Origin of the sequence: Micromonospora sp. NPDC049301 (assembly GCF_040678715.1) — a bacterium.
In the GTDB taxonomy this organism is placed as follows: Bacteria; Actinomycetota; Actinomycetes; order Mycobacteriales; family Micromonosporaceae; genus Micromonospora.
Genome location: NZ_JBFAQO010000001.1, coordinates 623,702 through 647,644 on the forward strand (window position 1 = coordinate 623,702; position 23,943 = coordinate 647,644).

The following is a 23,943-nucleotide window of genomic DNA, read 5'->3' on the forward strand; positions in this document are numbered from 1 at the left end:
GGTCAGTTCCTCGCTGGGGTCACGTAAATCGTCGCGGACGAGTTGTCCCGCGCCGCCTTCTTGACGGTGAGCGAGACGCCGAAGTTGACGCCCTGGTCACCGGGGTTGCCGGTGCCCAGCACGATCGCGCCACCGCCCAGGGTCACGCCGTAGAACTCGGGCGCCGGGCTACCGTCCGGGTGGGTGACCCGGGTGGTGTACGGCGCGTTGTTCCGCGACGGCAGCACCACCGAGGCGTCGTTGTCCCGCGCGTACGGCGCACCGTCACGCATCTCGATGCCCGGGTACCAGGTCTTGGCGTCGGTGAAGCTCTTCACCGCCGGCTGGGCCCGGAACTTGGTGCAGTACTCGCTGTACGGCTCGTCGGCCGCCTCCAGGCACTCGGTGAAGGAGTACGTCGGGTTCAGCGAGAAGGCCGCGTTCGCCGACTGCGGACGGCTGGGCAGGTTGTCCGTCACCGACGGGTCCTTCTCGGCCGCCGCACCGGTACGCCGGTACGGGTCGAAGTGCGAGTCGACGATGAGCAACCCGCCCTTCGCGCCGTAGCTGGGCAGCGCGGTCATCTGCCCGGTGACGTGGTTGACGTCGCCGAGCGCGGTGTCCCGGTACCAGACCAGCATGCCCGGCGCGTTGTACGAGATCCGGTCGACCTTCCACGCGTCGTGCGAGTAGATCGTGTCGTAGGCGTACTTCAGGCCCTTGTCGAAGCCGTCGAAGTTGCGCCACTCGGCCAGGTAGTAGTGCGCGTGCATCTCGGTGCCACTGCTGACCTTCCAGCCCGCGCCCGTGGTGTCGACGAAGGTGCCGCCGGTGGCCGTCCAGCCGTTGGCGCCGCCCTCGACGTCGTCACTCCAGGTGGTGGCGCCGCCGCCGGTGACCGAGAAGTCGTCGGCGAACCAGTTGCGCTCCTCGAACGCCTCGTCGGTGGCCAGGCGCAGCCGCACCTGCACCGTCGTCCCGGCGTACGCCGACAGGTCGACGTAGTCGTGCCGCCAGCCGTCGGTGCTGCCGGTCAGGCCGTACTTCTTGCCGCCGAAGTCGTTCATCCGGCCGTTCGGGTCCGGGTAGCCGTCGGGCGTGGTGACCACGTTGCCGGCCTCGTCGTACACCTTCGCCTCGGTCCAGGACGTCCCGCCGTTCGTCGACAGCTCGACGAAGCCGTAGTCCCAGTCCTCCTCGATGATGTAGTTGTTCCACATCCAGAACTTCGCGTCCGCGGCGGCCGGCACGTCGACCGAGCGGCTCAGCTTGACGTCCGCCCACTCCTGGTCGTTGCTGCTGTGCCACATCTTGGTGCCGCTGTGCGGCGTGGCCAGCGTCGTCACCTTGTCCGGCAGGTCGACCTTGATGCCGTCCTCGGCGTCGATCGGCGTCCGCGAGGTCTGCCCGAGCTTCACCTCGCGGGGGTTCGAGCCGGGGCGGATGGTCAGCGGGTCGGCCCAGCCGAGCACCCACTTGTCCCAGATGCCCATGTGCGTCGGCAGCGCCTGGAAGATCTCACCCGAGTGCGAGCCCGAGGCCATCAGGTCCCAGAAGTCGACGTCCGAGTCGGCGTTGCCGGAGGTGTCGTAGAGGTCCGGCAGACCGAGGTCGTGGCCGAACTCGTGGGCGAAGACGCCGACACCGGCGTCCTCCGGCTGCACGATGTAGTTCGACACCTGGAGGTTGGTGCCCGGGATGCTGTAGCCGCCGGCGACCGTCGAGGAGTGCGCCCAGACGGCGTACACGCCCTGGTCACCGCCGCCGCGCGACTTGCCCTGCCCGGCGTGCACCAGCACGAGGTGGTCGATCACGCCGTCCGGCTCGAAGACGTTGCCGTCACCGTCGCGGTCGGCCTGGTCCTCGATGTCGTAGTTGGCCCAGGGGAAGCTCGGGTCCTTCGCGGCGAGCGCGTCGATCGCGTCGGTCGCCAGCCGGCCGGCGCCGGCCGGGTTGTCCGGGTGGCCGTTCATCGACTGCTCCCGGCCCGGGACCCAGTTGCCCTCGGCGTCCTGGAAGCAGCGGTTGGCGGCGTACCAGCCCTCCGAGTGCGGCACGGTGATCCACGGGCTGGCCTGCCCGTCGACCGTGTACGCGTTCTTGGACATCTCCAGGTACATGTTGTGCATCGTGCGGCCGGAGATGTCGATGCCCCGCTTGCCCTGGGGGTCCCGGAGGTCCTTGCGGACCCGCTCGGTGATGCCCGTCTTGCTGTAGAGCATCTTGTCGTAGTGGGCCGGCGAGAAGTCCGGCACCCACATCGAGTTGTTGTCCTCGTGCGGCAGGGTCGCCGGGTTCGCGATGTTGTTGTGCTTCGGGCCGTTCTGCACGGTGCCGGGTACGCAGGTGCGGTCCTCGAACACCGTCTTCGGGACCATCACGCCCGTGAAGTCGTCGTTCGCCTGGTCGTTGAACTCCACCAGCAGCGTCAGCAGCTTGGCCGTCTGCGTGGTCGGCGCCTGCTTGATCTTCCGGGGACTCTTGCCCGTCTTGATCGACTTGGCTTCGATCTTGGCGAGCTGCTGGGCGGTCACCGGGTTGCCCCGCGCGTGCTTCTGGTCGAAGGCGCGCGCGGCGTCGACGGCCGGGGTGTAGACGCCACCCTTGCCCTTGACCTCGCGGCCGGAGGTGTCCGGCTGCACCTCGGGCTCCGCGTAGTTGATGTAGTGCTCGTCGGCTCCGATGACCGCCCGGGGGGTGGGGGCCGAAGACTGAGCTGCCGCGCTGCCGGTCACGGTCAGTGACGTGGCCGCGAGGGCGATGGCGGGCAGCGCGACGAGTATTCGCCGCCGCGACCCGGACTGCGGTTTGTGGTTCATGCCGCTCCATTTCTCGGGCATGGGGAGGAGGACGTTGGAGCGCTCGATCATCGATGTGATGTACGTCGAACTCTTCCAACCTGCGTGAACCTAAATCACAACCGGGCGAAAGGACAGGGGCGACCTGCCGCCTGTGTCCGTTCAGCTTCTCAGGCTCATCCGACTGACCGATGTGACAGTGGTGAGGCCGTGTGTGTCGTACCCGTAAGAAATGACGGAGGGTGGCGGTCCGCACGGACCGCCACCCTCCGGTGTGTACGCCTGCTGTCAGTCCTCGTCGGACTTCGCGCCGCTCATCCCCGAGGAGATCAGCTCCATCACGGACGAGTCCTGCAGGGTGGTCACGTCGCCGAGCGAGCGGTTCTCCGCCACATCGCGCAGCAGCCGACGCATGATCTTGCCCGAACGGGTCTTCGGCAGCTCCGGCACCAGCATGATCTGCCGCGGCTTGGCGATCGGGCCGAGCGTCTTCGACACGTGGTTGCGCAGATCGGCGATGAGCTGCTCACCCGCGTCACCGGCGATGTCGGTGGTGCCGCGCGGAATGGCGAACGCGACGATCGCCTGGCCGGTGGTCGGGTCGGTCGCGCCCACGACCGCCGCCTCGGCCACCGACGGGTGCGACACCAGCGCCGACTCCACCTCGGTGGTGGAGATGTTGTGCCCGGACACCAGCATCACGTCGTCCACTCGGCCGAGCAGCCAGATGTGCCCGTCGTCGTCCTTCTTGGCCCCGTCACCGGCGAAGTACATGCCCTCGAACCGGCTCCAGTACGTCTCCAGGAACCGGTTGTCGTCGCCCCAGATGGTGCGCAGCATCGACGGCCACGGCTCGCGCAGCACCAGGTACCCACCGCCGCCGTTGGGCACCGACTGGCCCTGGTCGTCCACCACGTCGGCCACGATGCCCGGCAGCGGCGTCATCGCCGAGCCCGGCTTGGCCGCGGTCACCCCGGGCAGCGGGGAGATCATGATGGCGCCCGTCTCGGTCTGCCACCAGGTGTCCACGACGGGCAGCTCGCCCCGGCCGATGTGCTGCCGGTACCACATCCACGCCTCGGGGTTGATCGGCTCGCCGACGCTGCCCAGCAGCCGCAGCGACGACAGGTCGAAACCGGCCGGGATGTCGTCGCCCCACTTCATCATCGTCCGGATGAGGGTGGGGGCGGTGTAGAGGATGCTGACGCCGTACCGGTCGACGATCTCCCAGAACCGGCCCTTGTTCGGCGTGTCCGGGGTGCCCTCGTACATGACCTGCGTGGCGCCGTTGGAGAGCGGGCCGTACACGATGTAGGAGTGGCCCGTCACCCAGCCGATGTCGGCGGTGCACCAGTAGACGTCCGTCTCCGGCTTCAGGTCGAAGACCGCGTGCGTGGTGTACGAGGCCTGGGTGAGGTAGCCACCGGTGGTGTGCAGGATGCCCTTCGGCCGGGCCGTGGTGCCGCTGGTGTAGAGGATGAACAGCGGGTGCTCGGCGTCGAACGGCTGCGCGGTGTGCTCCGCCGAGGCGGTCTCCACCGTCTCGTGCCACCAGCGGTCCTTCGCCGACCATGCGACGTCCTCGCCGGTACGGCGAACCACCAGCACGTGCTCCACCGAGGGGCAGCTCGCCACCGCCTCGTCCACCGTCGGCTTCAGCGCCGACGGCTTGCCCCGCCGGTAACCACCGTCCGCGGTGATGACCACCTTGGCGCTGGCGTCCTGGATCCGGTTGCTCAGCGAGTCGGCCGAGAAACCGCCGAAGACGACGCTGTGCGCGGCGCCGATGCGGGCGCAGGCCAGCATCGCGACCGCCGCCTCCGGGATCATCGGCAGGTAGATCGCCACCCGGTCACCGGCCGTGACACCCAGCTCGGTCAGCGCGTTCGCCGCCCGGCAGGTCAGCTCGTGCAGGTCGGCGTAGGTGATGGTGCGGGTGTCGCCCGGCTCGCCCTCCCAGTGGATGGCGACCTTGTCGCCCCGGCCCGCCTCGACATGCCGGTCCAGGCAGTTGTACGCCACGTTGAGCTGCCCACCGACGAACCACTTGGCGAACGGCGGGTTCGACCAGTCGAGCACCTCGTCCCACTTCTTCGACCAGGCCAGCCGGTCGGCCTGCTTCGCCCAGAAGGCGAGCCGGTCGGCGGAGGCCTCGGCGTACGCGTCAGCGGTGACGTTGGCGTGCGCGGCGAGCTCGGCCGGCGGAGGGAACTGGCGCGTCTCGTTCAGCAGATTGGCCAATGCCTCGCTCATGCCGTGACTCCTCGTCCTCGGGTGACCTGCGTCTCGCTGGCCACGAGGGTAGTCGTGGCGCTTCCGGCAGGCGACCGCTGCCCGCTCCGTCGCGCCGAGCGGCCCCCAACGCGCGCCCGACGGCCGTCCCCGCGACGGGTCGCTTGATCGATACGAGCCCGGCGCGGCCTGTGCGCGGCCGTGGCGGGTGTTTGATCGACACGTGGTCGGCGATGTCGCGGTGTCCCGGGCGGGTGCACCGATATCGGCGGCCTCGTGTTGACCTTGGCCCCTCTGGGCGGGCGTCGAGCGGGCGGTGGCCCGGGTCGCGTTGCGGCCGGGTGCGGCCCGGACAGCCGGGCCGGGTCGCTAGCGTGGCGGGGTGACCTCGGACCCGCTCGCCCCGCTGCTCGCGCTCGCCGACATCGCTCCCGCCGTCGAGCGGGCCCGCGAACGGTTCGACCAGGCGCTCGGGCACCGCGCGCTGCGCCGGCACGGCGGCCAGGTCGCGGCCGAGGTCAGCCTCCGCTCCGCCGTGGCCAGCGCCGCCCTCGAAGGGGCCGCCCACGAGCGCGAGGCGGTCCGCTCCGGCACCGTCACCGACCCGGTGCTCCAGGGTGCGCTGCGGGTCGCCGGGGCACTGCCGGGGCTGAGCGAGCTCTGGCCGAAAGCGCCCCGGCAGGCCCTCGCCAAGCTGCACGTGCTCGCCGCCCGGGACATGGTTCCGGAGGACGAGCTGGGCCGGCCGGTCGCTGACCCCGTGGTCGCCGCCCGGTTGGACGGGCTGGCCGGGCTCGTCGCCGGCGGCACGAAGGTCTCCCCGCTGGTGCTCGCCGCCGTGGTCCACGGGGAGCTGCTGAACCTGCGCCCGTTCGCCGGGCCGTCCGGCGTGGTGGCCCGGGGCGCCGCGCGCCTGGTGCTGCTCGCCAGCGGCCTCGACCCGCGCGGCCTGCTCGCCGTCGACGTCGGTCACCGCGAGCGGGAGCCGGAGTACGTCGGCTCAGCCGGCGCCTTCGCCACCGGCACCCCGGACGGGCTGCGTTCCTGGCTGCGCCACTACATGGCGGCAGTGGAGGTCGGCGCCGACCAGCTCACCGCCATCGGCGACGAGATCCTCGCCGCAGCCTGACCCCGACTCCCCGCACGCCCCGCCCCTCTCCTGTCGATCATGGAGTTGTGGTGCCTCCCAAAAGACGTGAAGAGCGCCAATGCGCCCACCACGAGTCCATGATCGGCCGATGGGTGGGTCGGGGTCAGGCGGTGGCGGCGGCGCGGGTGCGGCGGTGACGGCCGTACCAGGCGATGCCGATGGCCACGCCCACGCCCACTCCCAGGGCCGCCGCGGCCACCGGGACGGCGGGCCGCTCCCGCAGCCGACGGCCCAGCGGGATCGGGTGGCGGAACTCCAGCACCGGCCAGGCGTTCTCCGAAGCCAGCTTGCGTAGCTGCCGGTCCGGGTTGACCACACTCGGGTGACCGACGCACTCCAGCAGCGGGCGGTCGCTGTACGAGTCGGAGTAGGCGTACGAGTCGGCCAGGTCGTAACCCCGGGCGGTGGCCAGCTCGCTGACCGCCTCGACCTTGCTCGGGCCGGCCGCGTAGAACTCGACCTCGCCGCTGTACCGCCCGTCCCGCACCGTCATCCGGGTGGCGATCACGTCCGTCACACCGAGCAGTTCACCGATCGGCCGGACCATCTCCTCACCGGAGGCGGACACCAGCACCACGTCCCGGCCGGCCGCCTGGTGCTCCTCGATCAGCGCGGCCGCCTCGGCGTACACGTAGGGGTGGATCAGCTCGTGCAGCGTCTCCGCGACGATCTGGCGGACCTGTTCCACCTGCCAGCCCTTGCAGAGCGCGGCCAGGTAGTCCCGTGTTCGGGCCATGGTCTGCTCGTCGGTGCCGCCCAGCCGGAACATCAGCTGCGCGTACGCCGACTTGACCACGTCACGCCGAGTGATCAGCCCGTCCCGGTAGAACGGCCGACCGAACGCCAGGGCGCTCGACTTGGCGATGACGGTCTTGTCCAGATCGAAGAAAGCGGCACTTCGGCCCACGGCGCGAAAGTCTAGCCGGATGGTCTATCGTCGGCGGGTGCCCGGGGTCAGGCCACCCCTCGGACCTGCGGGCCGGCGCCACCACCTCCGCTCAGCGTGATCGCGCTCACACTCTGCGAGGAGATTTTCGCAGTGAGTGGAGTGAACACCACTCGACGTGACGGGCCCGCTCAGGCAGACTTGTTCCCACGACGAGCTTTCATATCTCGGCAAACAGACAGACCCTCGGCGGTTGCACCCCCCGTGACCGCTGAGTGGTTCGGCTCGACCCCCCCGGAGCCGAACCTTCGACGACCCCCGTCTCCCCCCGACGGGGGTCGTCCCTTTCCATGGGAGCGCGCCACAACGCTCCAAGCTCCACCGGACGCGACGTGTTCGGGTCGAACCGCTGCCGGATGCGGGGAAGCAGCATGATTGCGGCTTGCGCTACTTGATCTCTCACCCCGACGCATTGGCCGAGCTTGGCGACCTGGACGTCGCGCTGTACGACGGCACTCAGCCCGTGCCGCACTGGTCGACCAGTTCCGGCGGTACGACTCGGGTGAGCCGCTCGCGAACGCCGTCATCGGACCGTAGCTTTCGGCTCCCACCGAGGCGAACGCCGGCATGAACTGGCACTGAGGACGGCGCCGAACCCCGTGTGCCATGACTGCCGTCCGGTAATCCTTCGGCCGCTCCCGACACAAGCCAGGGTGAGAGTCGCCGAGGCAGTGGGGAGTTCGGGTGGGTCCACCGGAGAGACGCGACGAGGCCTGGTTCACCAGCCTCTATGCCGCCGAGTACGCGCACATCGTGAGGTATGGCCTGCGCCGACTCGCCGACGCGGACGCGTCGGCGGAGCTCGCCCAGGAGGTCTTCGTCGTCGCCTGGCGGCGTCGCGGCGAGGTACCGGACCGCAGCCTGCCCTGGCTGTACGGGGTGGCCCGGCGCCTGCTGGCGAACCAGTGGCGGTCCCGGCGCGCCGCTCCGGATGTCCTGTCGATCACCGACGCCGACCTGGACCGGGTGGCGAACCCGTCCGGCGCCGACGTGACCGTGGGAGTCGCCGACGTGCGGGCTGCCCTCGCCACGCTCGGCGACCTCGATCAGGAGATTCTCCGGCTGATCGGCTGGGAGGAGCTGACGGTCTCCGAGGCGGCCCAGGTGCTCGGCTGTACCCGCGCGACCGCGGCGGTGCGCCTGCACCGCGCCCGCCGTCGCCTCACCGACGCCATGTCAGACCAGCCCGCCCCGTCCCGACGCCCGGTGTTGGCGAGCATTCGAGAGGATCTGTGATGTTCGGAGCAGAGCGAACCCGTACCCTCCTCGGGCCGGTCGACCCGGCCCGGAAGGCGGCCGTCCTGCCACCGCCTGTCCCGGCGCGCGACCTGATCGACCGTGCCGGTGCCACCGGACCGGCGGTCGGTCATCGCGGCCTACGACCGACCCGCCGGCTCGTCCTGGCGGCCGGGACGCTGGCCGTCGCAGCCGGCGCCGTGGCGGTCCTCCAGCCGTTCGAGGGTGCCACCGTGGACACCCCGGACGTGGCGGGTGCCGCACCGGGGCCGGTGCTCGTGCCGGTCGCGTACCAGTTCGATGAGGACGCGCCACCGGCCGGCCCGCAGCTGCGCGCCCTCGCCGGCACGCTCGTCGACGCGGAGTACGACAACCGCGGCGGGCGCTACATGTACCACCACACGAAGCTGTGGGGCGACCCGGTGATGACCTCCGCCGACGGTCGCCACCATGTCGCCTTCGCCGACGAGACGAAGGTCTGGCAGGCCGCCGACGGGACCGGGAACCAGGCCACAATCCAACTGGAACCGCAGTACCCCGACCAGGAATCGCGGGACTACTGGCAACGCGATCTCGGGAAGCGTCCTGCGGTCGCCGGCACCCCCGCGCCCGCGACCATCCCGCTGCCACCCAGGGAACTCACGCCGCCGTCGGCCGACCGAGCGCAGCTGCGCGAACTGCTGAAGGTCCCCTACGGCGCGGGTGCGGTGAGCAAGGAGGTCAGCACGGTCTACGGGCGGTACGTCGTTCCGCGTCAGACCCGCGCGGAGATCCTGCGGGTCCTCGCCGACGTTCCCGGCTTCCGGTGGCGGGGGCAGGTGACCGACCGGGCCGGTCGAAAGGGCGTCGCGGTCACCTTCGACGACCGTCCGCACGACGCGCAGTCTCTGCTGATCTTCGACCCGAAGACGGGTGGACTGCTCGCCCACGAGCGGCTGACGCTCGCGCCCGTCCGGATCAGCTCGTACCAGGTGATCATCGCTACCGCCTGGACCGACCAACTCGGCTGACAGCCGGCTGCGGGCCGCTCCTTCGGGAGCGGCCCCGCAGCGCGTTCCATCGAGGCGGAGCATCGGTCCGGACAGTCCGGACGCGTAGCAGATCAACTGTCTCGGCGGGCGTTGTCCACAGCTCGCTTGGTTGTCCACAGGCAGCGTGGCCGGGGCGGTTTGCGGGGCGGATCCCGAGCAGGGTCGGCGGCACACCCGGAGCCCGACCGCTGGAGGCCGCGATGCCACCCCGTACCTCCGTTCCGCCGATCCGCCGACTACCGCTGGTCGTCACGGGGGACGGCGACCTGCTCGACGACCTGCTCCGGCTCGCCGCCGCCGGCGGGACCGAAGTGGAGCTCGCCGCCGACCCGGCCGCCGCCCGCACCCGTTGGCTTCCCGCGCCGCTGGTGCTGCTCGGCGCCGACCAGGCACAGCCGTGCCTGCGGGCCAGGCTGCCGCAGCGGTCCCGGCTCGTGCTGGTCGGCCGCACCGGCCAGCTCGACCCCGGCTGGCAGATCGCCGAGCTGATCGGCGCCGAACACGTCGCCACGCTGCCCGCCGCGGAGCCGTGGCTGGTGGACCGGTTCGCCGAGCAGGGCTCGGACCGGCCGGCCGGCTCCGCTGCCCGAATCGTCGCGCTGCTCGGTGGGCGGGGCGGCGCCGGGGCGAGCGTGCTCGCCGGCGGGCTCGCCGTCACCGCCGCCCGGGCACGGCTGCGTACCCTGCTCGTCGACGCCGACCCGCTCGGCGGTGGTCTCGACCTGGTGCTCGGCTGGGAGCAGCTGGACGGGCTGCGCTGGCCGTCGCTCACCGGCGCGGACGGGCGGGTCGACGCCCCCGCGCTGGTCCGGGCCCTGCCCAGCCGGGGCGACCTGGTGGTGCTCTCCTGGGATCGCGGCGACCTGCTGGCGCTGCCCGCGGCCGCGATGGCCGCCACCGTCGACGCTGCCCGGCGCGGCCGGGACTTCGTGGTCGTCGACCTGCCTCGCCAGTTGGACGATGCCGCCGTGATCGCGTTGCAGGCGGCCGACCAGGCGTTCGTCGTCGTCCCGGCCGAGCTGCGTGCCACGGCGGCGGCCGCGCGGGTGGTGGCCGCCGCCGCCCCGCACTGCGCGGCGCTCTCGGTGGTGGTGCGCGGCCCCGCCCCGGGCCAGTTGCGTGCGACCGAGGTGGCACGGGCGCTCGGCCTTCCCCTCGCCGGCACGCTGCGCCCCGAGCCGGGGCTCTGCCGCGGTCTGGAACGGGGCGAGGCGCCGGCCGCCGCCGGCAAGGGCCCGCTGGCCACCCTCTGCCAGCGGATCGTCACCGACCTCACCGGCGTGCCGGCAACGGGTGCGGCATGACCGGCCGGCCGGAGGAACACACCCTCGCCGCCCGGGTGCGGCAACGGATCGCCGCCGCCAGCACCCCGGTCACCCCGGCGGCGATCGTCTCCGCGGTGCGGGCCGAGCCCGCCGCCGCCGTGCTCGGTGACACCGCCGTGCTGCGGATCGCCGACCGGGTCCACGACGACCTGGTCGGCGCCGGGCCGCTGGCACCGCTGCTTGCCGACCCGGAGGTGACCGACGTACTGGTCAACGGCACCCGGGTCTGGGTCGACCGGGGGGCCGGGTTGCACCAGGTCGCGGTGCCGGTGGGCTCGGTGGAGGAGGTCCGCCGGTTGGCGCAGCGACTGATCGCTAGCGCCGGGCGGCGGCTCGACGACGGCTCCCCGTACGCGGACGCTCGTCTTCCCGACGGCACCCGGCTGCACGCCGTTCTGCCCCCGGTGGCGACCGAAGGCCCCTACCTGTCCCTGCGGACCTTCCGGCACCGTCCCTTCACACTCGACGAGTTGGTGCGCCAGGGGACCGTGCCGCGACCGGTGGCACCACTGCTCGCCGCCGTCGTCGCGGCCCGGCTGGCGTACCTGGTCACCGGCGGCACCGGGTCGGGTAAGACGACGCTGCTCAACACGCTGCTCGGCTTGGTCCCGGCCACCGAACGGATCGTGCTGGTGGAGGACGCCGCCGAGCTGCAACCGGGGCACCCGCACGTGGTGGGGCTCCAGGCGCGTACCGCCAACGTGGAGGGAACCGGTGTGGTCAGCCTTGCCGACCTGGTCCGGCAGGCGTTGCGGATGCGGCCGGACCGGCTGGTGGTCGGGGAGTGCCGGGGCGGTGAGGTGGTCGACCTGCTGGCCGCGCTGAACACCGGCCACGACGGAGGCGCCGGCACCCTGCACGCCAACACCCCCTCCGACGTACCGGCCCGGCTCGAGGCGCTCGGCATGCTGGGAGGGCTGCCCCGGGCCGCGCTGCACGCCCAGGTGGCCGCCGCGTTGCAGGTGCTGTTCCAGGTACGACGTGGCGATCGGGGCCGCGTCCTGGAGTCGATCTGCCTGCTGCTCCCGGAGGGGCCCGACCGGTTGGTCACCGTGGTGCCCGCCTGGGTCCGCGGTCGGGGGCTCGGGCTGGCCGCCCGTGCGCTCGGGGCGCTGTTGCGGGACCGTGGCGTGGCACCGCCGCCGATTCTCAGCGAGCCGTGGCCCGGATCGGCGGGCCCGGCATGACCGGCGGGACGGTGCTGGTGGCGGCGTTGCTGCTGGCGGCCGCGACCCTGGTGGCCTGGCCCGTGCGGAGCATCCGGGCCCGCCGCCGTCGGGTGCTGACGCCGACGGTTCGTGGGAAGTTGCCTTCTGATCCGGACGACGCGTTGGTGGACTGGGTCCGAAACCTCGGTCGCGGGCTGAACGTCCCGGCCGACGGGTTCGGCGCTCTGCCCTCGTCGGGCCACCAGCCACCCGCAGCCCCGGGCTTCGGCGGCGGGCCGAGGCTCGCCAGCTGGTCGACCAGGGACGTGAACGTCGGCCAGCCCTGGCCCAGAGCAGCGGGCGGGTCAGTGGCCTCCACGCGACCCCCAGGTCCGGCACGTCCGCCGACTCGGCGCGACCCCCGTGGTCCGGGCGGCGCCGCCCGTCCCGTGGCCGTCGCCCCGGACGCCGAACGGCGCGCTGTCACCTCCGCCGACGGGACGTTGATCGAGACGAACGTGCCGGGTTGGGACGATGTTTCCGGCGCGGCGACGGTCGACGGTCGTGGAGCTTTCGACGGCGGCGTACAGCGGACCATCGAGCCGATGGCCAGGATGGCCGACGGTCCTGGCGGGAAGCGAGGCGCTGACACCTCGGCGCGCGTCCCGCGATCGCCGGCACGGATGCTGCTGCTGGTCGGCCTGGCGGGTGCCGGTGTCGGCGCCGCGGTCGCCGGGCCGGTGGCAGCGGTCGCGGTGTCCGGTTACGGCACGCTGACGGTGCGGGCCGTGCTGCGGTGGCGGGCGAACCGGCATGCCGAGCGGAATCGGCGGCGCGGGTTGGACCAGCTCTGCGGCCTCGCGGCGGACCTTCGGGCGGGCCTGCCCGTTCCGCAGGCCATCGAGATCGCCACCGCCGGTGGGCCCGGCGGGCCGGACCGGCTTGCCCAGCTGACGTCCGCCGCGGTGCGGCTGGCCGATCGGACCGGCGCGCCGCTGGCAGAGCTCGTCGAGCGGATCGAGGCGGACGCCCGGGCGACCGATCGGGGGTTGTCCGCCGCGGCGGCACAGGCGGCCGGGGCCCGGGCCACGGCCTGGTTGCTCGCAGCCCTGCCGGTCGGCGGGATCGGGCTCGGGTACGGGATCGGCGTGGATCCCGTGGCGGTGCTCCTGCACAGCACGGTCGGCGGGGTCTGCGCGGTTCTCGCGGTCGTGCTGCAGGTCATCGGCCTGTTCTGGGCCGAACGGCTGGGCGCGACGCCGGGGCGGGCCGGCTGATGTCCCGGAGGGTGGCGGGCTCCGGCATGAGGGCGCGGACCGGGTCGGTCAGCGCGGGACCGAGCACAGCCGGCGGTCGGCAACGACCCGACGCGATCCGGCTCGCCGCCGGTCTGGGCGGGCTCGCCGTGGCCGTCGTCGTCGGCGGCTGGTACGGGCTACTCGGGGCGGTCCCGACCGTGCTCCTGCTGGATCTGCTGCTGAGGCGGATCGAGTCGCCGGGGGCGCGCAACCGACGACTTCGGGAGGCCGCCGATCTGCCGCTCGCCGCCGACCTGCTGGCCGCGGCGATGCGGGCCGGCGCCCCACTGGACCGCTCTGTGCTGGCCGTCGCCGAGGCGTTGGACGGTCCACTCGCCAGCCGGCTGGCCCGGGTCGGCCGCACCCTGCTGCTCGGCGGTGGCCCGACGGAGGCCTGGTCCGCGCTGGACGGCGTGCCGGGCGCAGAGCGGTTGAGCGCGGCCGCGTTCCGCTCCGCCAACAGCGGCGCCGCCCTGGCCGGTGCGCTGACCCGGCTCGCTGACGACCTGCGCGCCGACCGGGCCACCGCCGCCGAGGCGTCGGCCCGCCGGGCTGGCGTGCTCATCGTCCTGCCGCTGGGGCTCTGCTTCCTGCCGGCGTTCATTCTCGCCGGCCTGGTGCCGGTGATCGTCGCCGTCCTCGGCGACGTGCTCTGACCCATCGAGAAGGGAAACAGCATGCGCAAACTCATCGCCCGCCTACGCGGCGACGACGGGATGAACACCGCTGAGTACGCCGTCGGCACGCTCGCCGCGGTCGCGTTCGCCGGGATCCTGTTGAAGGTGTTGACCTCCGGCAACGTCCAGTCGGCGCTGACCGCCGTCATCGACCGGGCACTCAAGTGATCGGGCGCCGGCAGGCCGACCGCGCTCGGGGGGCAGGCGCCACCGGGTGGGCAGCGCGCGCCCAGCGGGGATTGCGCGTCGTCGACCGGGCAGCCGGCGGGGACCGGGGCTCCTTCACCGCCGAACTGGCGGCCGGCCTGCCGGCGCTGCTCCTGCTCCTGCTCGCCGGCCTGACCGCGGTCAACGCCGTCAGCACCCGGGCGAGCTGCCTGCACACGGCCCGGGAGGCGGCGCTGGCCGCCGCCCGGGGCGCGGACGGCAGTGCCGGTGACCTGCGCGGAGCGCCGTCGGGGGCGGAGGTGTCGGTGTCGATCGACGGGGACCGGGCACAGGCGACGGTCCGGGCGCCCGTGCGGGCGTTGGGCGGTCGCCTTCCGCGGATCACGGTGGAGGCCACCGCCGTCGCAGCCGTGGAACCCGGGGCCACGGAGGAGAGCCGGTGAGCGGATGCCCAGGCAGGCCGGAACACCAGACCGGAACCGGCCGGCGCCACCGCCGCCACGAGCGGCCGCAGACCGAGTGGCCGCTCACGGAGCGGCCGGCAACCGAGCGATCGCAGCACACCGAGCGACCGCACGGGGACGGGCTGGACGGTGAGCGGGCGGATCCTGAGCGAGGTGGGGCGACCGTGCTTCTGCTGGCGGTGGGCCTGGTCTTCGTGCTGGTGGGGGCGTTCGGCGCCGCCGTCGCCTCGGCCGCGATGGCGGCGCAACGGGCGGCCGTGGCGGCTGACCTGGGTGCGCTGGCCGGGGCGGCCAGGGCGTTCGACGGCGACGTGGCGGCGTGCGCGTCCGCCGCGGACATCGCCGGTCGCAACGGTGGCCGACTCGTCGACTGTCGTACCGACGGGCTGGATGTGCTGGTGACCGTCGAGGTGGCGGTCACGCCACTGCCCGGCCTGACCCGGGTTGTGGCGTCAACGGCCCGCGCCGGCCCGGTACGCGGCTGAAGGGTAACGGCCCGCATATGTTGGCTGCTGCGGCTCGCGCCAGGTCGCAGTCGAGGTTGGGCGCGCGTACAGCCAGGCACACCAGGTCGGGGTCCGGAGCGGATGGGGCCTCGGCCGGCCCCGGGGCCACCACCGCACCGGGTGCGGCGTGGCAGTTCGACAACACTGTGGAGCTGAATCGCTGACGACATCGGTAGCGATGCGTTTGCGACATCAACTCCAAAGGGGCTGCGGGCCTGTCGGCAGCCGACAGCCTGCTGGCCGGGACGTGGGCCGATGGGCCCGTGTCCCGGCCAGCGGACGAGAAGGTGGGTGGCTCGGTCGGCCGCCGTGCGTCAGCGGGACTGGAGCGCGTCGAGAGCGACGGCCATGGCGATGACCAGGCGGCGGTCGATCTGCGGGTTGTGCACCTCGACGACGTACTTGTCGCGCAGGCCCCACTTCTTCACCACCGAGAAGACCGGCTGGCCGCCGGCGGTGAAGTCGAAGTGGTACGGCAGCCAGGACAGCGAGTCGACGAACCGGCGCAGTAGTGCCACCGGCATGCTGCGCTCCTGGCCCGTCACCTGCGGCAGGCCGGCCTGCTCCACGTGCCAGGTGGAACGCAGCAGCGACTGGGCGAAGTCCTTGCGGAACAGGCCGATCGGGTTGCCGGCCGCGTCGGTCACGTCGTACGTGGCGCCCAGGTCGATGCGCTGGCGGGCCTTGAAGCCGAGCAGGGGCTGCTGCTTGGAGTCGTCGGTGTAGATCGTCACCTGCTCCTTGAAGGCGAGCCGCTTCTGCTGCGCGAACGCCAGCAGTTCGCCCTCGGTGCCGTCCGCGGCGACCGCCCGGACCTCGTACTGGTTGACCATCATCCGCAGCCGCTGGCGGATGTGGAACTGCCGCAGGGTCTGCAAGTTGTCGAGCTGCATCAAATCTCCTCAGGGGGTTGGTGCGCCGGAGTCTCGCACAGCCCGGCGACCGCCGCCGGCCCGCGTCCCGGCGCTCCCACCCGTGACCGCGTCCACCCCGTCCGACCGTCCCTGCGGAGGTCAGCGCCCGTCCACGGTGACACGCAGCGCCCAGCCGTTGAGGACCTGATGGATGCCTTGCAGCCGCTCGTTGATCTGCTCCAGCCGTTCCGCCTGAGCCAGGGCGGCCAGCGCGGACCCGAGCGCGATCTGCTGGTCGAGGGTGAGTTTCTCCTGGTCGATGGTGTAGAGCAGGTCGACGGTCTCGGCGATGGTGTCGGCCACGGCTCCTCCTTGGGGCACGCGATGGACTGAGAGTCAGACATCGATGGAAGCGCTCCCATCATTGTGCCCGGTCCGGCGGGGGTTCATGCAGGGTGGCTCAGGCGGGCAGGTTCGCCAGCACCACGTCGAGGACCCGGATGGCGTCCGGCTTCGAGAGCGGGTGGTTGCCGTTGCCGCACTTCGGCGACTGCACGCAGGACGGGCAGCCGGCCTCGCAGCCGCACTCCGCGATCGCGTCCCGGGTGGCCCGCAGCCACGCCGACGCCGTCCCGTACGCCCGCTCGGCGAAGCCCGCGCCGCCCGGGTGGCCGTCGTAGACGAAGACGGTCGGGGCCTCGGTGTCCGGGTGCACCGCGGTGGAGAGCCCGCCGATGTCCCACCGGTCGCAGGTGGCCATCAGCGGCAGCAGGCCGATCGCGGCGTGTTCGGCGGCGTGCAGCGCACCCGGCACGTCCGCGGCCTGCACACCGGCCGCGGTCAGCGACTGCGGCGACAGCGTGAACCAGACCGCCACCGTGCGCAGCTCGCGGGTGGGCAGGTCGAGCGGCCGGGTGTCGATCACCTCGCCGGTGGCGATGCGGCGTCGCTGGTACGACACCACCTGGCTGGTCACGTCCACCTCGCCGAGGAACATGCCGACCGGACCGGCGTCCACGTAGGAGCGCACCGACACCACGGACAGGTCGGTGACGTCCCGGGCGTGGGTGGACCAGTCCGGCTCCTCGGTGTGCACCAGCGCGCAGCCGTCGGCGAGGTCGAGCTCGTCCACCACGTACGAGACGCCCTGGTGCAGATAGACCGCGCCGGGGTGGAGCAGGAAGTGCGAGGAGCCGCCGTCGACGGTGCCCAGCAGCCGGCCGGTGGCCGACTCGACCACGCAGACCGGGGCGCCGCCCTCCCCGCGCAGATCCACCTCGGGGCGCTCCCGGTGCCGCCAGTACCAGCCGGTGGGCCGCTGTCGCAGCGCCCCGGCGGCCACCAGCTCGTCGACCGCCTCCTTCGCCCCGTCGCCGAAGAGCGCCAGGTCGGCCGGGGTGAGCGGAGCCTCGGCGGCGGCGCAGGCGAGCTGCGGGGCCAGCACGTACGGGTTGGCCGGGTCGAGCACCGTCGCCTCCACCGGCGCCCCGAAGATCGCCTCCGGGTGGTGCACCAGATAGGTGTCCAGCGGGTCGTCCCGGGCCACCAGCACGGCGAGGGCCTCCTGACCGGAGCGCCCGGCGCGGCCCGCCTGCTGCCAGAGCGACGCCCGGGTGCCCGGGTATCCGCAGATCAGCACCGCGTCCAGCCCGACCAGGTCCACGCCCAGCTCCAGCGCGTTGGTGGAGGCCAGGCCGAGCAGGTCACCGTGCAGCAGTGCCCGCTCCAGCTCGCGCCGCTCCTCGCGCAGATACCCGCCCCGGTAGGCGGCCACCCGCTTGCCGAGCCCCGGCACCGCCTCGTCCAACGCCCGGCGGGCGCTCGCCGCCACCACCTCGGCACCCTTGCGGGACCGGACGAACGCGAGCGTGCGTACCCCCTCGGCGACCGTGTCGGCGAGCAGGTCCGCGGTCTCCCGCAGCGCCGACCGGCGGACCTGGACGAGGTCCGGCACGTCGTCGTGCCCGCCCGCCGCCTGGGCGGGCGCCACGGCGGAGGACGCCGACGAGTCGGGTGGCAGCAGCGGCGGTTCCCAGAGCGCGAAGGTCACCCCGCCGCGCGGCGAGGCGTCCTCGGTGACGGCCGTCACCGGCAGGCCGGTCAGCCGCCCGGCCGCGGTCGCCGGGTCGCCGGAGGTCGCCGAGGCGAGCACGAACACCGGGGTCGCCCCGAACCGCGCGCACTGTCGCCGCAGCCGGCGCAGCACGTGCGCCACGTGCGAGCCGAACACCCCCCGGTAGGTGTGGCACTCGTCGATCACCACGTACGCCAGCCGGCGCAGGAAGCCGGACCACTGGGCGTGCCCGGGCAGGATGCCGTGGTGCAGCATGTCCGGGTTGGTCAGCACGAACCGGGAGTGCCGGCGGATCCACTCCCGCTCGGCGCGCGGAGTGTCCCCGTCGTAGCAGGCCGGGCGTACCCCCTCCAGTTCCAGCCCGGCCACGGCCCGCAGCTGGTCGGCGGCGAGAGCCTTGGTCGGCGCCAGGTAGAGCACGGTGGCCCGCGGGTCGGCGAGCAGCGTGGCCAGCGACGGAAGCTGGTACGCCAGGGACTTGCCGGACGCGGTGCCGGTGGCGACCACCACGTGGCCGCCGTCGTACGCCAGGGTGGCCGCCTCGGCCTGGTGCTGCCAGGGCGCGACGACGCCGCGGCGGGCGAACGCCTCGCGCAGCTCCGCGGGCGCCCACGACGGCCACGGCGCGGGCACCCCGGCGCGGGCCGGCACCCGTTCGACGTGGGTGACCGGGTCACCGGCGCCCCGGGCGCGCAGCCGGCGCAGCAGGTCGGCAGGCGATGGCTCGGGGCCGGGATCGCCGGATACGGTGGCTGCGGACGACGGCTCCAGGTCATCGCGCGTCGACAGACGCGCCGAGCTGAAGCTGTCGTACGACGGCTTCAGGGCGTCGCGCGGCGGTAGACGCGCCGAGCTGAAGCTGTCGTAAGTCACGCCCTGCACTCTCGCACTGGTGTTCGGAGATGAAAAGTCGGGCCGGGGGGTAAGGGGAAGCCTCCGTTGGCGACCGCAGGGTGGCCAGGCGGTAATGGTTAGATGCCCAGGAGAGTTTACGGCTCTGGCGAGGAGGACCGATGGAGCTGTCGCTGGCGACCCGCACCGTGGGCGAGCACACGGTGCTCGAGGTCGGCGGTGAGGTGGACGTCTACACCGCGCCCCGGCTCCGGGAACGGCTCCTCGAACTGATCGACTCCGGCGCCCGGCACGTGGTGGTCGACCTCGGTCGGGTGGACTTCCTCGACTCCACCGGGCTGGGCGTGCTGGTCGGCGCGCTCAAGCGGCTCCGCACGGCCGGCGGCTCGTTCGCCCTGGTCTGCGACAAGGAGCCGCTGCTCAAGATCTTCCGGATCACCGCGCTGGACCAGGTGTTCCCGCTGCACCCCACGGTCGACGCGGCGGTCGGCGCGGAACCGAGCGGCGCCAGCGCGTGATGGCGACAGTCCGGCTCTCCTTCTCCCCGGCGCCGGTGCACGTCCGCACCGCCCGGCTGGTCGGCGTCGCCGTCGCCCGGCGTGCCGGAGTCCGCGAGGACCTGCTGGACGAGGTACGCCTGGCCATCGGTGAGGCGTGCACCCGGGCGGTGGCCCTGCACCGGCAGTACGGCCTGGCCGACCCGGTGCTGGTGGAGATGTCCGACGCCGGGTCGTACTCGGTGCGGGTGGTGGACCGGGCGCCGATCGAGGCCGGTATCGGGCTGGCCGCGCTGCCGCCGGACGAGCTGGCCAACGAGTCGCTCACCGATGAGGCGCTGACCACCGGAGTCGGGTTCGCCCTGCTCGCCGGCTTCGTCGAGGACCTTCAGGTGCGTCCCGTCGACGAGGGCGTCGGCACCGAGGTGCGGATGGTGTGGCCGGTCGGCCGCTGACCCGTTCCGTTCCGTTCCAACCCACAGGCCGCATCCCCGTCGGGGGTGTGGCCTGCCTGTCATGGACCGGGCCCTATATCAGATTTCGTTTCATAACACAGCGACGAAGATCATCGAGACACGGTGCCACCTCGGTGTGACCTCCGACACTGTGGAGGGCTACAGTACCCGGGTTGTCAGCAAGTGACCCATCCCGCAGCCAGCGGGTATGGGTGGTCATCGCTGGTCCGCTGGGAGTGGGTTGGCGCGCGCTTGCGAGTCCGCGTTCAGGCGCCGGTCGGTGCGTCTCCACTCACCGGCGCGAGTGTTCGGTAACAGGAGGACACAGATGTCCGAGACCTTGGCCGCCGACGGCGGCGGGCTTTCCCTTACCGGTAGCAATGTCACGTACGTCGTCATCGCCGCGGTACTCGCGCTGGTGGCGCTCGTCTTCGCCGCCGCCCTGACAAAGGCGGTGCTGGCAGCCGGCAAGGGCACCACGAACATGCAGGAGATCTCGGGGGCGGTCCAGGAGGGCGCCTCGGCCTACCTGCTCCGCCAATTCCGCACCCTGGCGATCTTCGTCGTCATCGCCGTGGTGCTGCTCTTCCTGCTGCCGGTGCACGACACCGACGGCAGCGAGACCGCCGTGAAGTTCGGCCGCTCGCTCTTCTTCGTGGTGGGCGCCCTGTTCAGCGCGTCCATCGGTGGCGCCGGCATGTGGCTGGCCACCCGCGCCAACCTGCGCGTGGCCGCCGCCGCCCGGGAGCGACAGGGTGGCCGCGAGGCGGCCATGAAGATCGCCTTCCGCACCGGCGGCGTGGTCGGCTTCCTCACCGTCGGCCTCGGCCTCTTCGGCGCCGCGCTGGTCGTCCTGATCTACCGGGGCGACGCGCCGACCGTGCTGGAGGGCTTCGGCTTCGGCGCCGCCCTGCTCGCGATGTTCATGCGGGTCGGCGGCGGCATCTTCACCAAGGCCGCCGACGTCGGCGCCGACCTGGTCGGCAAGGTCGAACAGGGCATCCCGGAGGACGACCCGCGCAACGCCGCCACCATCGCCGACAACGTGGGCGACAACGTCGGTGACTGCGCCGGCATGGCCGCCGACCTGTTCGAGTCGTACGCGGTCACGCTGGTCGCCGCGCTGATCCTGGGCCGCGCCGCGTTCGGCGAGGACGGCCTGGTCTTCCCGCTGATCATCTCCACCATCGGCGTGCTGGTCGCGATCGTCGGCGTGTTCATCACCCGGCTGCGCACCTCCGACCGCAACGGCCTGACCGCGATCAACCGGGCCTTCTACATCTCGGCTGTGCTCTCCGCGGTGCTGGTGGCGATCGCCGCCTACGCCTACCTGCCGGCGACCTTCGCCGAGCTGGAGGGCGGGTTGGCCGACGTCGACCGCAACCCGCGGCTGGTGGCCATCGGCGCGGTGATCATCGGCATCGTGCTGGCCGCCGCGATCCAGGCGCTCACCGGCTACTTCACCGAAACCAACCGCCGCCCGGTGCAGGACATCGGCAAGAGCTCGCAGACCGGTGCCGCCACCGTCATTCTGGCCGGCATCAGCATCGGGCTGGAGTCGGCGGTCTACTCGGCGCTGCTGATCGGCGCCGGCGTCTTCGGTGCGTTCCTGCTCGGCGGCAGCTCCATCACGCTGTCGCTGTTCGCGGTGGCGCTGGCCGGCACCGGCCTGCTCACCACGGTCGGCGTGATCGTCGCCATGGACACCTTCGGCCCGATCTCCGACAACGCCCAGGGCATCGCGGAGATGTCCGGCGACATCGACGAGCACGGCGCCCGGACGCTCACCGAGCTGGACGCGGTCGGCAACACCACCAAGGCGATCACCAAGGGCATCGCGATCGCCACGGCGGTGCTCGCCGCGACCGCGCTGTTCGGCTCGTACACCGACACGCTGCGCACGGCGTACGCCGACGCGGGTGTGGGCGACGTCGGGACGGAGATCCTCAACTCGCTGAACGTGGCCAACCCACGCAACCTGGTCGGCCTGATCATCGGTGCGGCGGTGGTGTTCCTCTTCTCCGGGCTGGCCATCAACGCGGTGTCCCGCTCGGCGGGTGCCGTGGTGATGGAGGTCCGCCGGCAGTTCCGTGAGCTGCCCGGCATCATGGACCGCACCCAGCGCCCGGAGTACGGCAAGGTCGTCGACATCTGCACCCGGGACGCGCAGCGCGAGCTGATGACCCCCGGTCTGCTGGCCATCCTGGCGCCGATCGCGGTCGGCTTCGGCCTCGGGCCCGGCGCGCTGGCGTCGTACCTGGCCGGGGCGATCGGGGCCGGCACCCTGATGGCGGTCTTCCTGGCCAACTCCGGTGGCGCCTGGGACAACGCCAAGAAGCTCGTCGAGGACGGCGCGTACGGCGGCAAGGGCTCCGAGGCGCACGCCGCGACGGTCATCGGCGACACCGTCGGCGACCCGTTCAAGGACACCGCCGGCCCGGCGATCAACCCGCTGATCAAGGTGATGAACCTGGTCTCGCTGCTGATCGCGCCCGCCGTGGTGGCGTTCAGCGTCGGCGACGACCGCAACGTCGGGGTGCGGGTCAGCATCGCGCTGGTCGCGACGCTGATCATCGTGGCGTCGGTGGTGTTCAGCAAGCGCAAGGGCATCGCGATGTCCGACTCCGACTCCGGTGGCAGCACCGGCGCGGGCAGCACCGACCACCGGCCGGAGGCGGTCAACGCCTGACCCTCATCGGCACCGGGTCCCTGGTCGGCGTACCGCGCCGGCCGGGGACCCGTCGGTTCCTCCTCCGGGCCATCTGACCGGTGCCACACCTGGCCGGAGGTCGTACGCTGCAACGCATGCGTACGTGCCAGGCGTCTGCCGCCGGAAAGCTCACGGTGGTCCTGGCCACGTTCGTCGTCCTCCTCACCGGCTGCGGCGGCGGCCCCAGCCCGCGCGCCTGGGCGGCCACGGTCTGCGGCGCGCTCACCCCGTGGCGCTCCGAGATCAGCAAGTTGACCAGCAGCACGGATGAGCAGATGACCGCGCAGACCACGCCGGCTCAGGCCAAGGAGAACCTGGTGCGGCTCTTCGGTGGGGCCGAGCAGGCCAGCGAGACCGCGCGCCGCAAGGTGGAGCGGGCCGGCGTCCCGGAGACGGACAACGGCGAGGCCATCTCCGCCGGTTTCCGCAGCTCACTGGAGAAGATGCGGGACGCCTACGGCCGGGCCCGGGACACCATCGAGGGGTTGGGCACCGGCGAGCCGACCGTCTTCTACGACGGCGTGCGGGCCGCGGTGGACACCCTCAACAAGGAGTACGACGCCAGCGCGCTGGACACCAGCCGGCTCAACTCCGAGGAGCTGAAACAAGCCTTCGACGAGGTGCCGGAGTGTCGCTGAGCGGGCTCGGCGACACCGGAGCGGCGCAGCCGCTGCCGGCGCTGTTCCCGGCACCCGAACCCGACGCGCCGGCGCCCGAGCCCGCGCGACGGCGGAGCGGGCCGAGCCGGCCCGGGGCGGGCGGGCCGGCGCAGACCGACGACGCCGGGCGGCAACTGGTCTTCTTCGGCGCGGAGGCGGCCGAACCGACGGTCGCCGACCTGGCCGGGCTGCTCGCGGGGCCGGGCGAGGTGGTGCGGATGGGCGGCACGGCCCGCCTCTCGGTGCAGGTGGACGCCGCCTGGCGGGTGCACGTGCTGGTCGCGGAGCTGGCGCTGCGCGGGCTGGCGGCGAGCTGGGAGCCGACCGGGGACGCGCGACACGCCGTGCGTACCTCGTACACCCGGGTCCTGAAACCGCTGGCGGCGGCCTGGCTGCACGGCCCGACGAAACGCCCGCCGGCCACCTTCCACCTGACCGGCCGGCGGCTGCGGCTGTGGCTCGCCGCCGCCGGGACGCCGGAGCCGCCCGGCGGCTTCCTGCTGCGGCTCGGCGAGGGCGACCGGGAGTGCTGGGAACCGGTCGGCGCGGCGCTCGCCGCCGCCGGGCTCGCCGGCACGCTGCTCGGCCCGGCCGAGGGCGGCCCGGCGTACCGGATCACCGGCCGCCGCCGACTGTCCCGGCTCGCCGAGCTGGTCGGCGGCCCACCCCGCGCAACACCGGCGAACGCCTGGCCGACCCACCCCTAACCCCGGGGGGCGGGGCCCACCTCGGGCTGTCCGGTGCCGGACAGCCGCGGGGCCCGATCCGGCGGAAAACGGGCGGGTCGGACCTCGGCCGAGGGCCCGCCATCGTCACAGTGACCCGCTTCGAGCCCTACCCACGGTGTACGGTGGCGCCGTCCGGCAGTGCCGAGCGCGGCGGGG

The 23,943-nt window shown here is 72.7% G+C and carries 21 protein-coding genes; 15 read left to right on the top strand and 6 right to left on the bottom strand.

Features of this window, described 5'->3' with window-relative positions; all coding sequences use genetic code 11:
• Nucleotides 1-2 precede the first annotated feature (2 nt).
• A complete protein-coding gene (locus AB0K07_RS02985) occupies nt 3-2,798 on the bottom strand; it encodes an immune inhibitor A domain-containing protein (RefSeq protein ID WP_363750497.1) in 2,796 nt (931 codons plus the stop codon).
• A gap of 267 nt (nt 2,799-3,065) precedes the next feature.
• Nucleotides 3,066-5,030, bottom strand: coding sequence for an acetate--CoA ligase (gene acs, locus AB0K07_RS02990; protein WP_363750498.1), 1,965 nt, complete (start codon nt 5,028-5,030; stop codon nt 3,066-3,068).
• 361 nt (nt 5,031-5,391) lie between these two features.
• Here acs and AB0K07_RS02995 point away from each other — a divergent pair, with 361 nt between their 5' ends.
• A complete protein-coding gene (locus tag AB0K07_RS02995) occupies nt 5,392-6,138 on the top strand; it encodes an oxidoreductase (RefSeq protein WP_363750500.1) in 747 nt (248 codons plus the stop codon).
• A 124-nt stretch (nt 6,139-6,262) separates the two neighbouring features.
• On the opposite strand, the gene AB0K07_RS03000 is transcribed toward AB0K07_RS02995, so the two are convergent.
• Nucleotides 6,263-7,066 (bottom strand): HAD-IB family hydrolase, encoded by an 804-nt coding sequence (locus AB0K07_RS03000; protein WP_363750502.1) that lies wholly within the window; start codon nt 7,064-7,066, stop codon nt 6,263-6,265.
• A gap of 723 nt (nt 7,067-7,789) precedes the next feature.
• Between AB0K07_RS03000 and AB0K07_RS03005 the strand changes: the two genes are divergently transcribed.
• The 9 genes from AB0K07_RS03005 (at nt 7,790) to AB0K07_RS03045 (ending at nt 14,937) form a co-directional block, all read left to right on the top strand.
• Nucleotides 7,790-8,341, top strand: coding sequence for a sigma-70 family RNA polymerase sigma factor (locus AB0K07_RS03005; RefSeq protein ID WP_363750504.1), 552 nt, complete (start codon nt 7,790-7,792; stop codon nt 8,339-8,341).
• Nucleotides 8,341-9,351 (top strand): CU044_5270 family protein, encoded by a 1,011-nt coding sequence (locus AB0K07_RS03010; protein ID WP_363750506.1) that lies wholly within the window; start codon nt 8,341-8,343, stop codon nt 9,349-9,351. The genes AB0K07_RS03005 and AB0K07_RS03010 overlap by 1 nt, the downstream gene beginning before the upstream one ends.
• A 221-nt stretch (nt 9,352-9,572) precedes the next feature.
• The gene (gene ssd, locus AB0K07_RS03015; RefSeq protein ID WP_363750508.1) at nt 9,573-10,676 is read left to right on the top strand and encodes a septum site-determining protein Ssd; all 1,104 of its coding nucleotides are present in this window, start codon (nt 9,573-9,575) and stop codon (nt 10,674-10,676) included.
• Nucleotides 10,673-11,884, top strand: a complete 1,212-nt coding sequence (locus AB0K07_RS03020) for a TadA family conjugal transfer-associated ATPase (RefSeq protein WP_363750510.1) — start codon at nt 10,673-10,675, stop codon at nt 11,882-11,884. Before ssd ends, AB0K07_RS03020 begins: the two co-directional genes overlap by 4 nt.
• Nucleotides 11,881-13,122 (top strand): hypothetical protein, encoded by a 1,242-nt coding sequence (locus tag AB0K07_RS03025; RefSeq protein ID WP_363750512.1) that lies wholly within the window; start codon nt 11,881-11,883, stop codon nt 13,120-13,122. Before AB0K07_RS03020 ends, AB0K07_RS03025 begins: the two co-directional genes overlap by 4 nt.
• A 26-nt stretch (nt 13,123-13,148) precedes the next feature.
• A complete protein-coding gene (locus tag AB0K07_RS03030) occupies nt 13,149-13,799 on the top strand; it encodes a type II secretion system F family protein (RefSeq protein ID WP_363750514.1) in 651 nt (216 codons plus the stop codon).
• A 21-nt stretch (nt 13,800-13,820) separates the two neighbouring features.
• Nucleotides 13,821-13,988, top strand: coding sequence for a DUF4244 domain-containing protein (locus AB0K07_RS03035; protein ID WP_234584142.1), 168 nt, complete (start codon nt 13,821-13,823; stop codon nt 13,986-13,988).
• A 71-nt stretch (nt 13,989-14,059) separates the two neighbouring features.
• Nucleotides 14,060-14,431 (top strand): TadE family type IV pilus minor pilin, encoded by a 372-nt coding sequence (locus AB0K07_RS03040; RefSeq protein ID WP_363750516.1) that lies wholly within the window; start codon nt 14,060-14,062, stop codon nt 14,429-14,431.
• A 143-nt stretch (nt 14,432-14,574) separates the two neighbouring features.
• Nucleotides 14,575-14,937 carry an Rv3654c family TadE-like protein gene (locus AB0K07_RS03045; protein ID WP_363751404.1) on the top strand — a complete coding sequence of 121 codons (363 nt, stop codon included), beginning with the start codon at nt 14,575-14,577 and terminating at the stop codon, nt 14,935-14,937.
• A gap of 335 nt (nt 14,938-15,272) precedes the next feature.
• Here the strand turns inward: AB0K07_RS03045 and AB0K07_RS03050 are convergent, their stop codons facing one another.
• The 3 genes from AB0K07_RS03050 to AB0K07_RS03060 all read right to left on the bottom strand — a co-directional run bounded on the left by AB0K07_RS03050 (nt 15,273) and on the right by AB0K07_RS03060 (nt 18,657).
• Nucleotides 15,273-15,851 carry a hypothetical protein gene (locus AB0K07_RS03050; protein WP_363750518.1) on the bottom strand — a complete coding sequence of 193 codons (579 nt, stop codon included), beginning with the start codon at nt 15,849-15,851 and terminating at the stop codon, nt 15,273-15,275.
• A 120-nt stretch (nt 15,852-15,971) separates the two neighbouring features.
• Complete coding sequence (locus tag AB0K07_RS03055; protein ID WP_354964347.1) at nt 15,972-16,175, bottom strand: hypothetical protein; 204 nt, start codon at nt 16,173-16,175, stop codon at nt 15,972-15,974.
• A 97-nt stretch (nt 16,176-16,272) separates the two neighbouring features.
• Complete coding sequence (locus AB0K07_RS03060; RefSeq protein WP_363751405.1) at nt 16,273-18,657, bottom strand: DEAD/DEAH box helicase; 2,385 nt, start codon at nt 18,655-18,657, stop codon at nt 16,273-16,275.
• A gap of 242 nt (nt 18,658-18,899) precedes the next feature.
• Between AB0K07_RS03060 and AB0K07_RS03065 the strand changes: the two genes are divergently transcribed.
• The 5 genes from AB0K07_RS03065 to AB0K07_RS03085 all read left to right on the top strand — a co-directional run bounded on the left by AB0K07_RS03065 (nt 18,900) and on the right by AB0K07_RS03085 (nt 23,766).
• On the top strand, nt 18,900-19,256 hold the full coding sequence (locus AB0K07_RS03065) for an STAS domain-containing protein (protein ID WP_363750520.1): 357 nt from the start codon (nt 18,900-18,902) through the stop codon (nt 19,254-19,256).
• The gene (locus tag AB0K07_RS03070) at nt 19,253-19,690 is read left to right on the top strand and encodes an ATP-binding protein (RefSeq protein WP_363750521.1); all 438 of its coding nucleotides are present in this window, start codon (nt 19,253-19,255) and stop codon (nt 19,688-19,690) included. Before AB0K07_RS03065 ends, AB0K07_RS03070 begins: the two co-directional genes overlap by 4 nt.
• A gap of 328 nt (nt 19,691-20,018) precedes the next feature.
• The gene (locus AB0K07_RS03075) at nt 20,019-22,379 is read left to right on the top strand and encodes a sodium-translocating pyrophosphatase (RefSeq protein ID WP_363750522.1); all 2,361 of its coding nucleotides are present in this window, start codon (nt 20,019-20,021) and stop codon (nt 22,377-22,379) included.
• 116 nt (nt 22,380-22,495) lie between these two features.
• Entirely contained in the window at nt 22,496-23,038 is a 543-nt protein-coding gene (locus AB0K07_RS03080) for a hypothetical protein (RefSeq protein ID WP_363750524.1), read from the top strand.
• Between the two features lie 155 nt (nt 23,039-23,193).
• Nucleotides 23,194-23,766, top strand: a complete 573-nt coding sequence (locus AB0K07_RS03085; RefSeq protein ID WP_363751407.1) for a hypothetical protein — start codon at nt 23,194-23,196, stop codon at nt 23,764-23,766.
• Nucleotides 23,767-23,943: the final 177 nt, after the last annotated feature.

Bases quoted from the DNA above. Each gene is read 5' to 3' on its own strand.
- AB0K07_RS02985 (WP_363750497.1), bottom strand. From the start codon at position 2,798: ATGAACCACAAACCGCAGTCCGGGTCGCGGCGGCGAATACTCGTCGCG.
- acs (WP_363750498.1), bottom strand. From the start codon at position 5,030: ATGAGCGAGGCATTGGCCAATCTGCTGAACGAGACGCGCCAGTTCCCT.
- AB0K07_RS03010 (WP_363750506.1), top strand. From the start codon at position 8,341: ATGTTCGGAGCAGAGCGAACCCGTACCCTCCTCGGGCCGGTCGACCCG.
- ssd (WP_363750508.1), top strand. From the start codon at position 9,573: ATGCCACCCCGTACCTCCGTTCCGCCGATCCGCCGACTACCGCTGGTC.
- AB0K07_RS03020 (WP_363750510.1), top strand. From the start codon at position 10,673: ATGACCGGCCGGCCGGAGGAACACACCCTCGCCGCCCGGGTGCGGCAA.
- AB0K07_RS03025 (WP_363750512.1), top strand. From the start codon at position 11,881: ATGACCGGCGGGACGGTGCTGGTGGCGGCGTTGCTGCTGGCGGCCGCG.
- AB0K07_RS03030 (WP_363750514.1), top strand. From the start codon at position 13,149: ATGAGGGCGCGGACCGGGTCGGTCAGCGCGGGACCGAGCACAGCCGGC.
- AB0K07_RS03035 (WP_234584142.1), top strand. From the start codon at position 13,821: ATGCGCAAACTCATCGCCCGCCTACGCGGCGACGACGGGATGAACACC.
- AB0K07_RS03050 (WP_363750518.1), bottom strand. From the start codon at position 15,851: ATGCAGCTCGACAACTTGCAGACCCTGCGGCAGTTCCACATCCGCCAG.
- AB0K07_RS03065 (WP_363750520.1), top strand. From the start codon at position 18,900: ATGGAGCTGTCGCTGGCGACCCGCACCGTGGGCGAGCACACGGTGCTC.
- AB0K07_RS03075 (WP_363750522.1), top strand. From the start codon at position 20,019: ATGTCCGAGACCTTGGCCGCCGACGGCGGCGGGCTTTCCCTTACCGGT.
- AB0K07_RS03080 (WP_363750524.1), top strand. From the start codon at position 22,496: ATGCGTACGTGCCAGGCGTCTGCCGCCGGAAAGCTCACGGTGGTCCTG.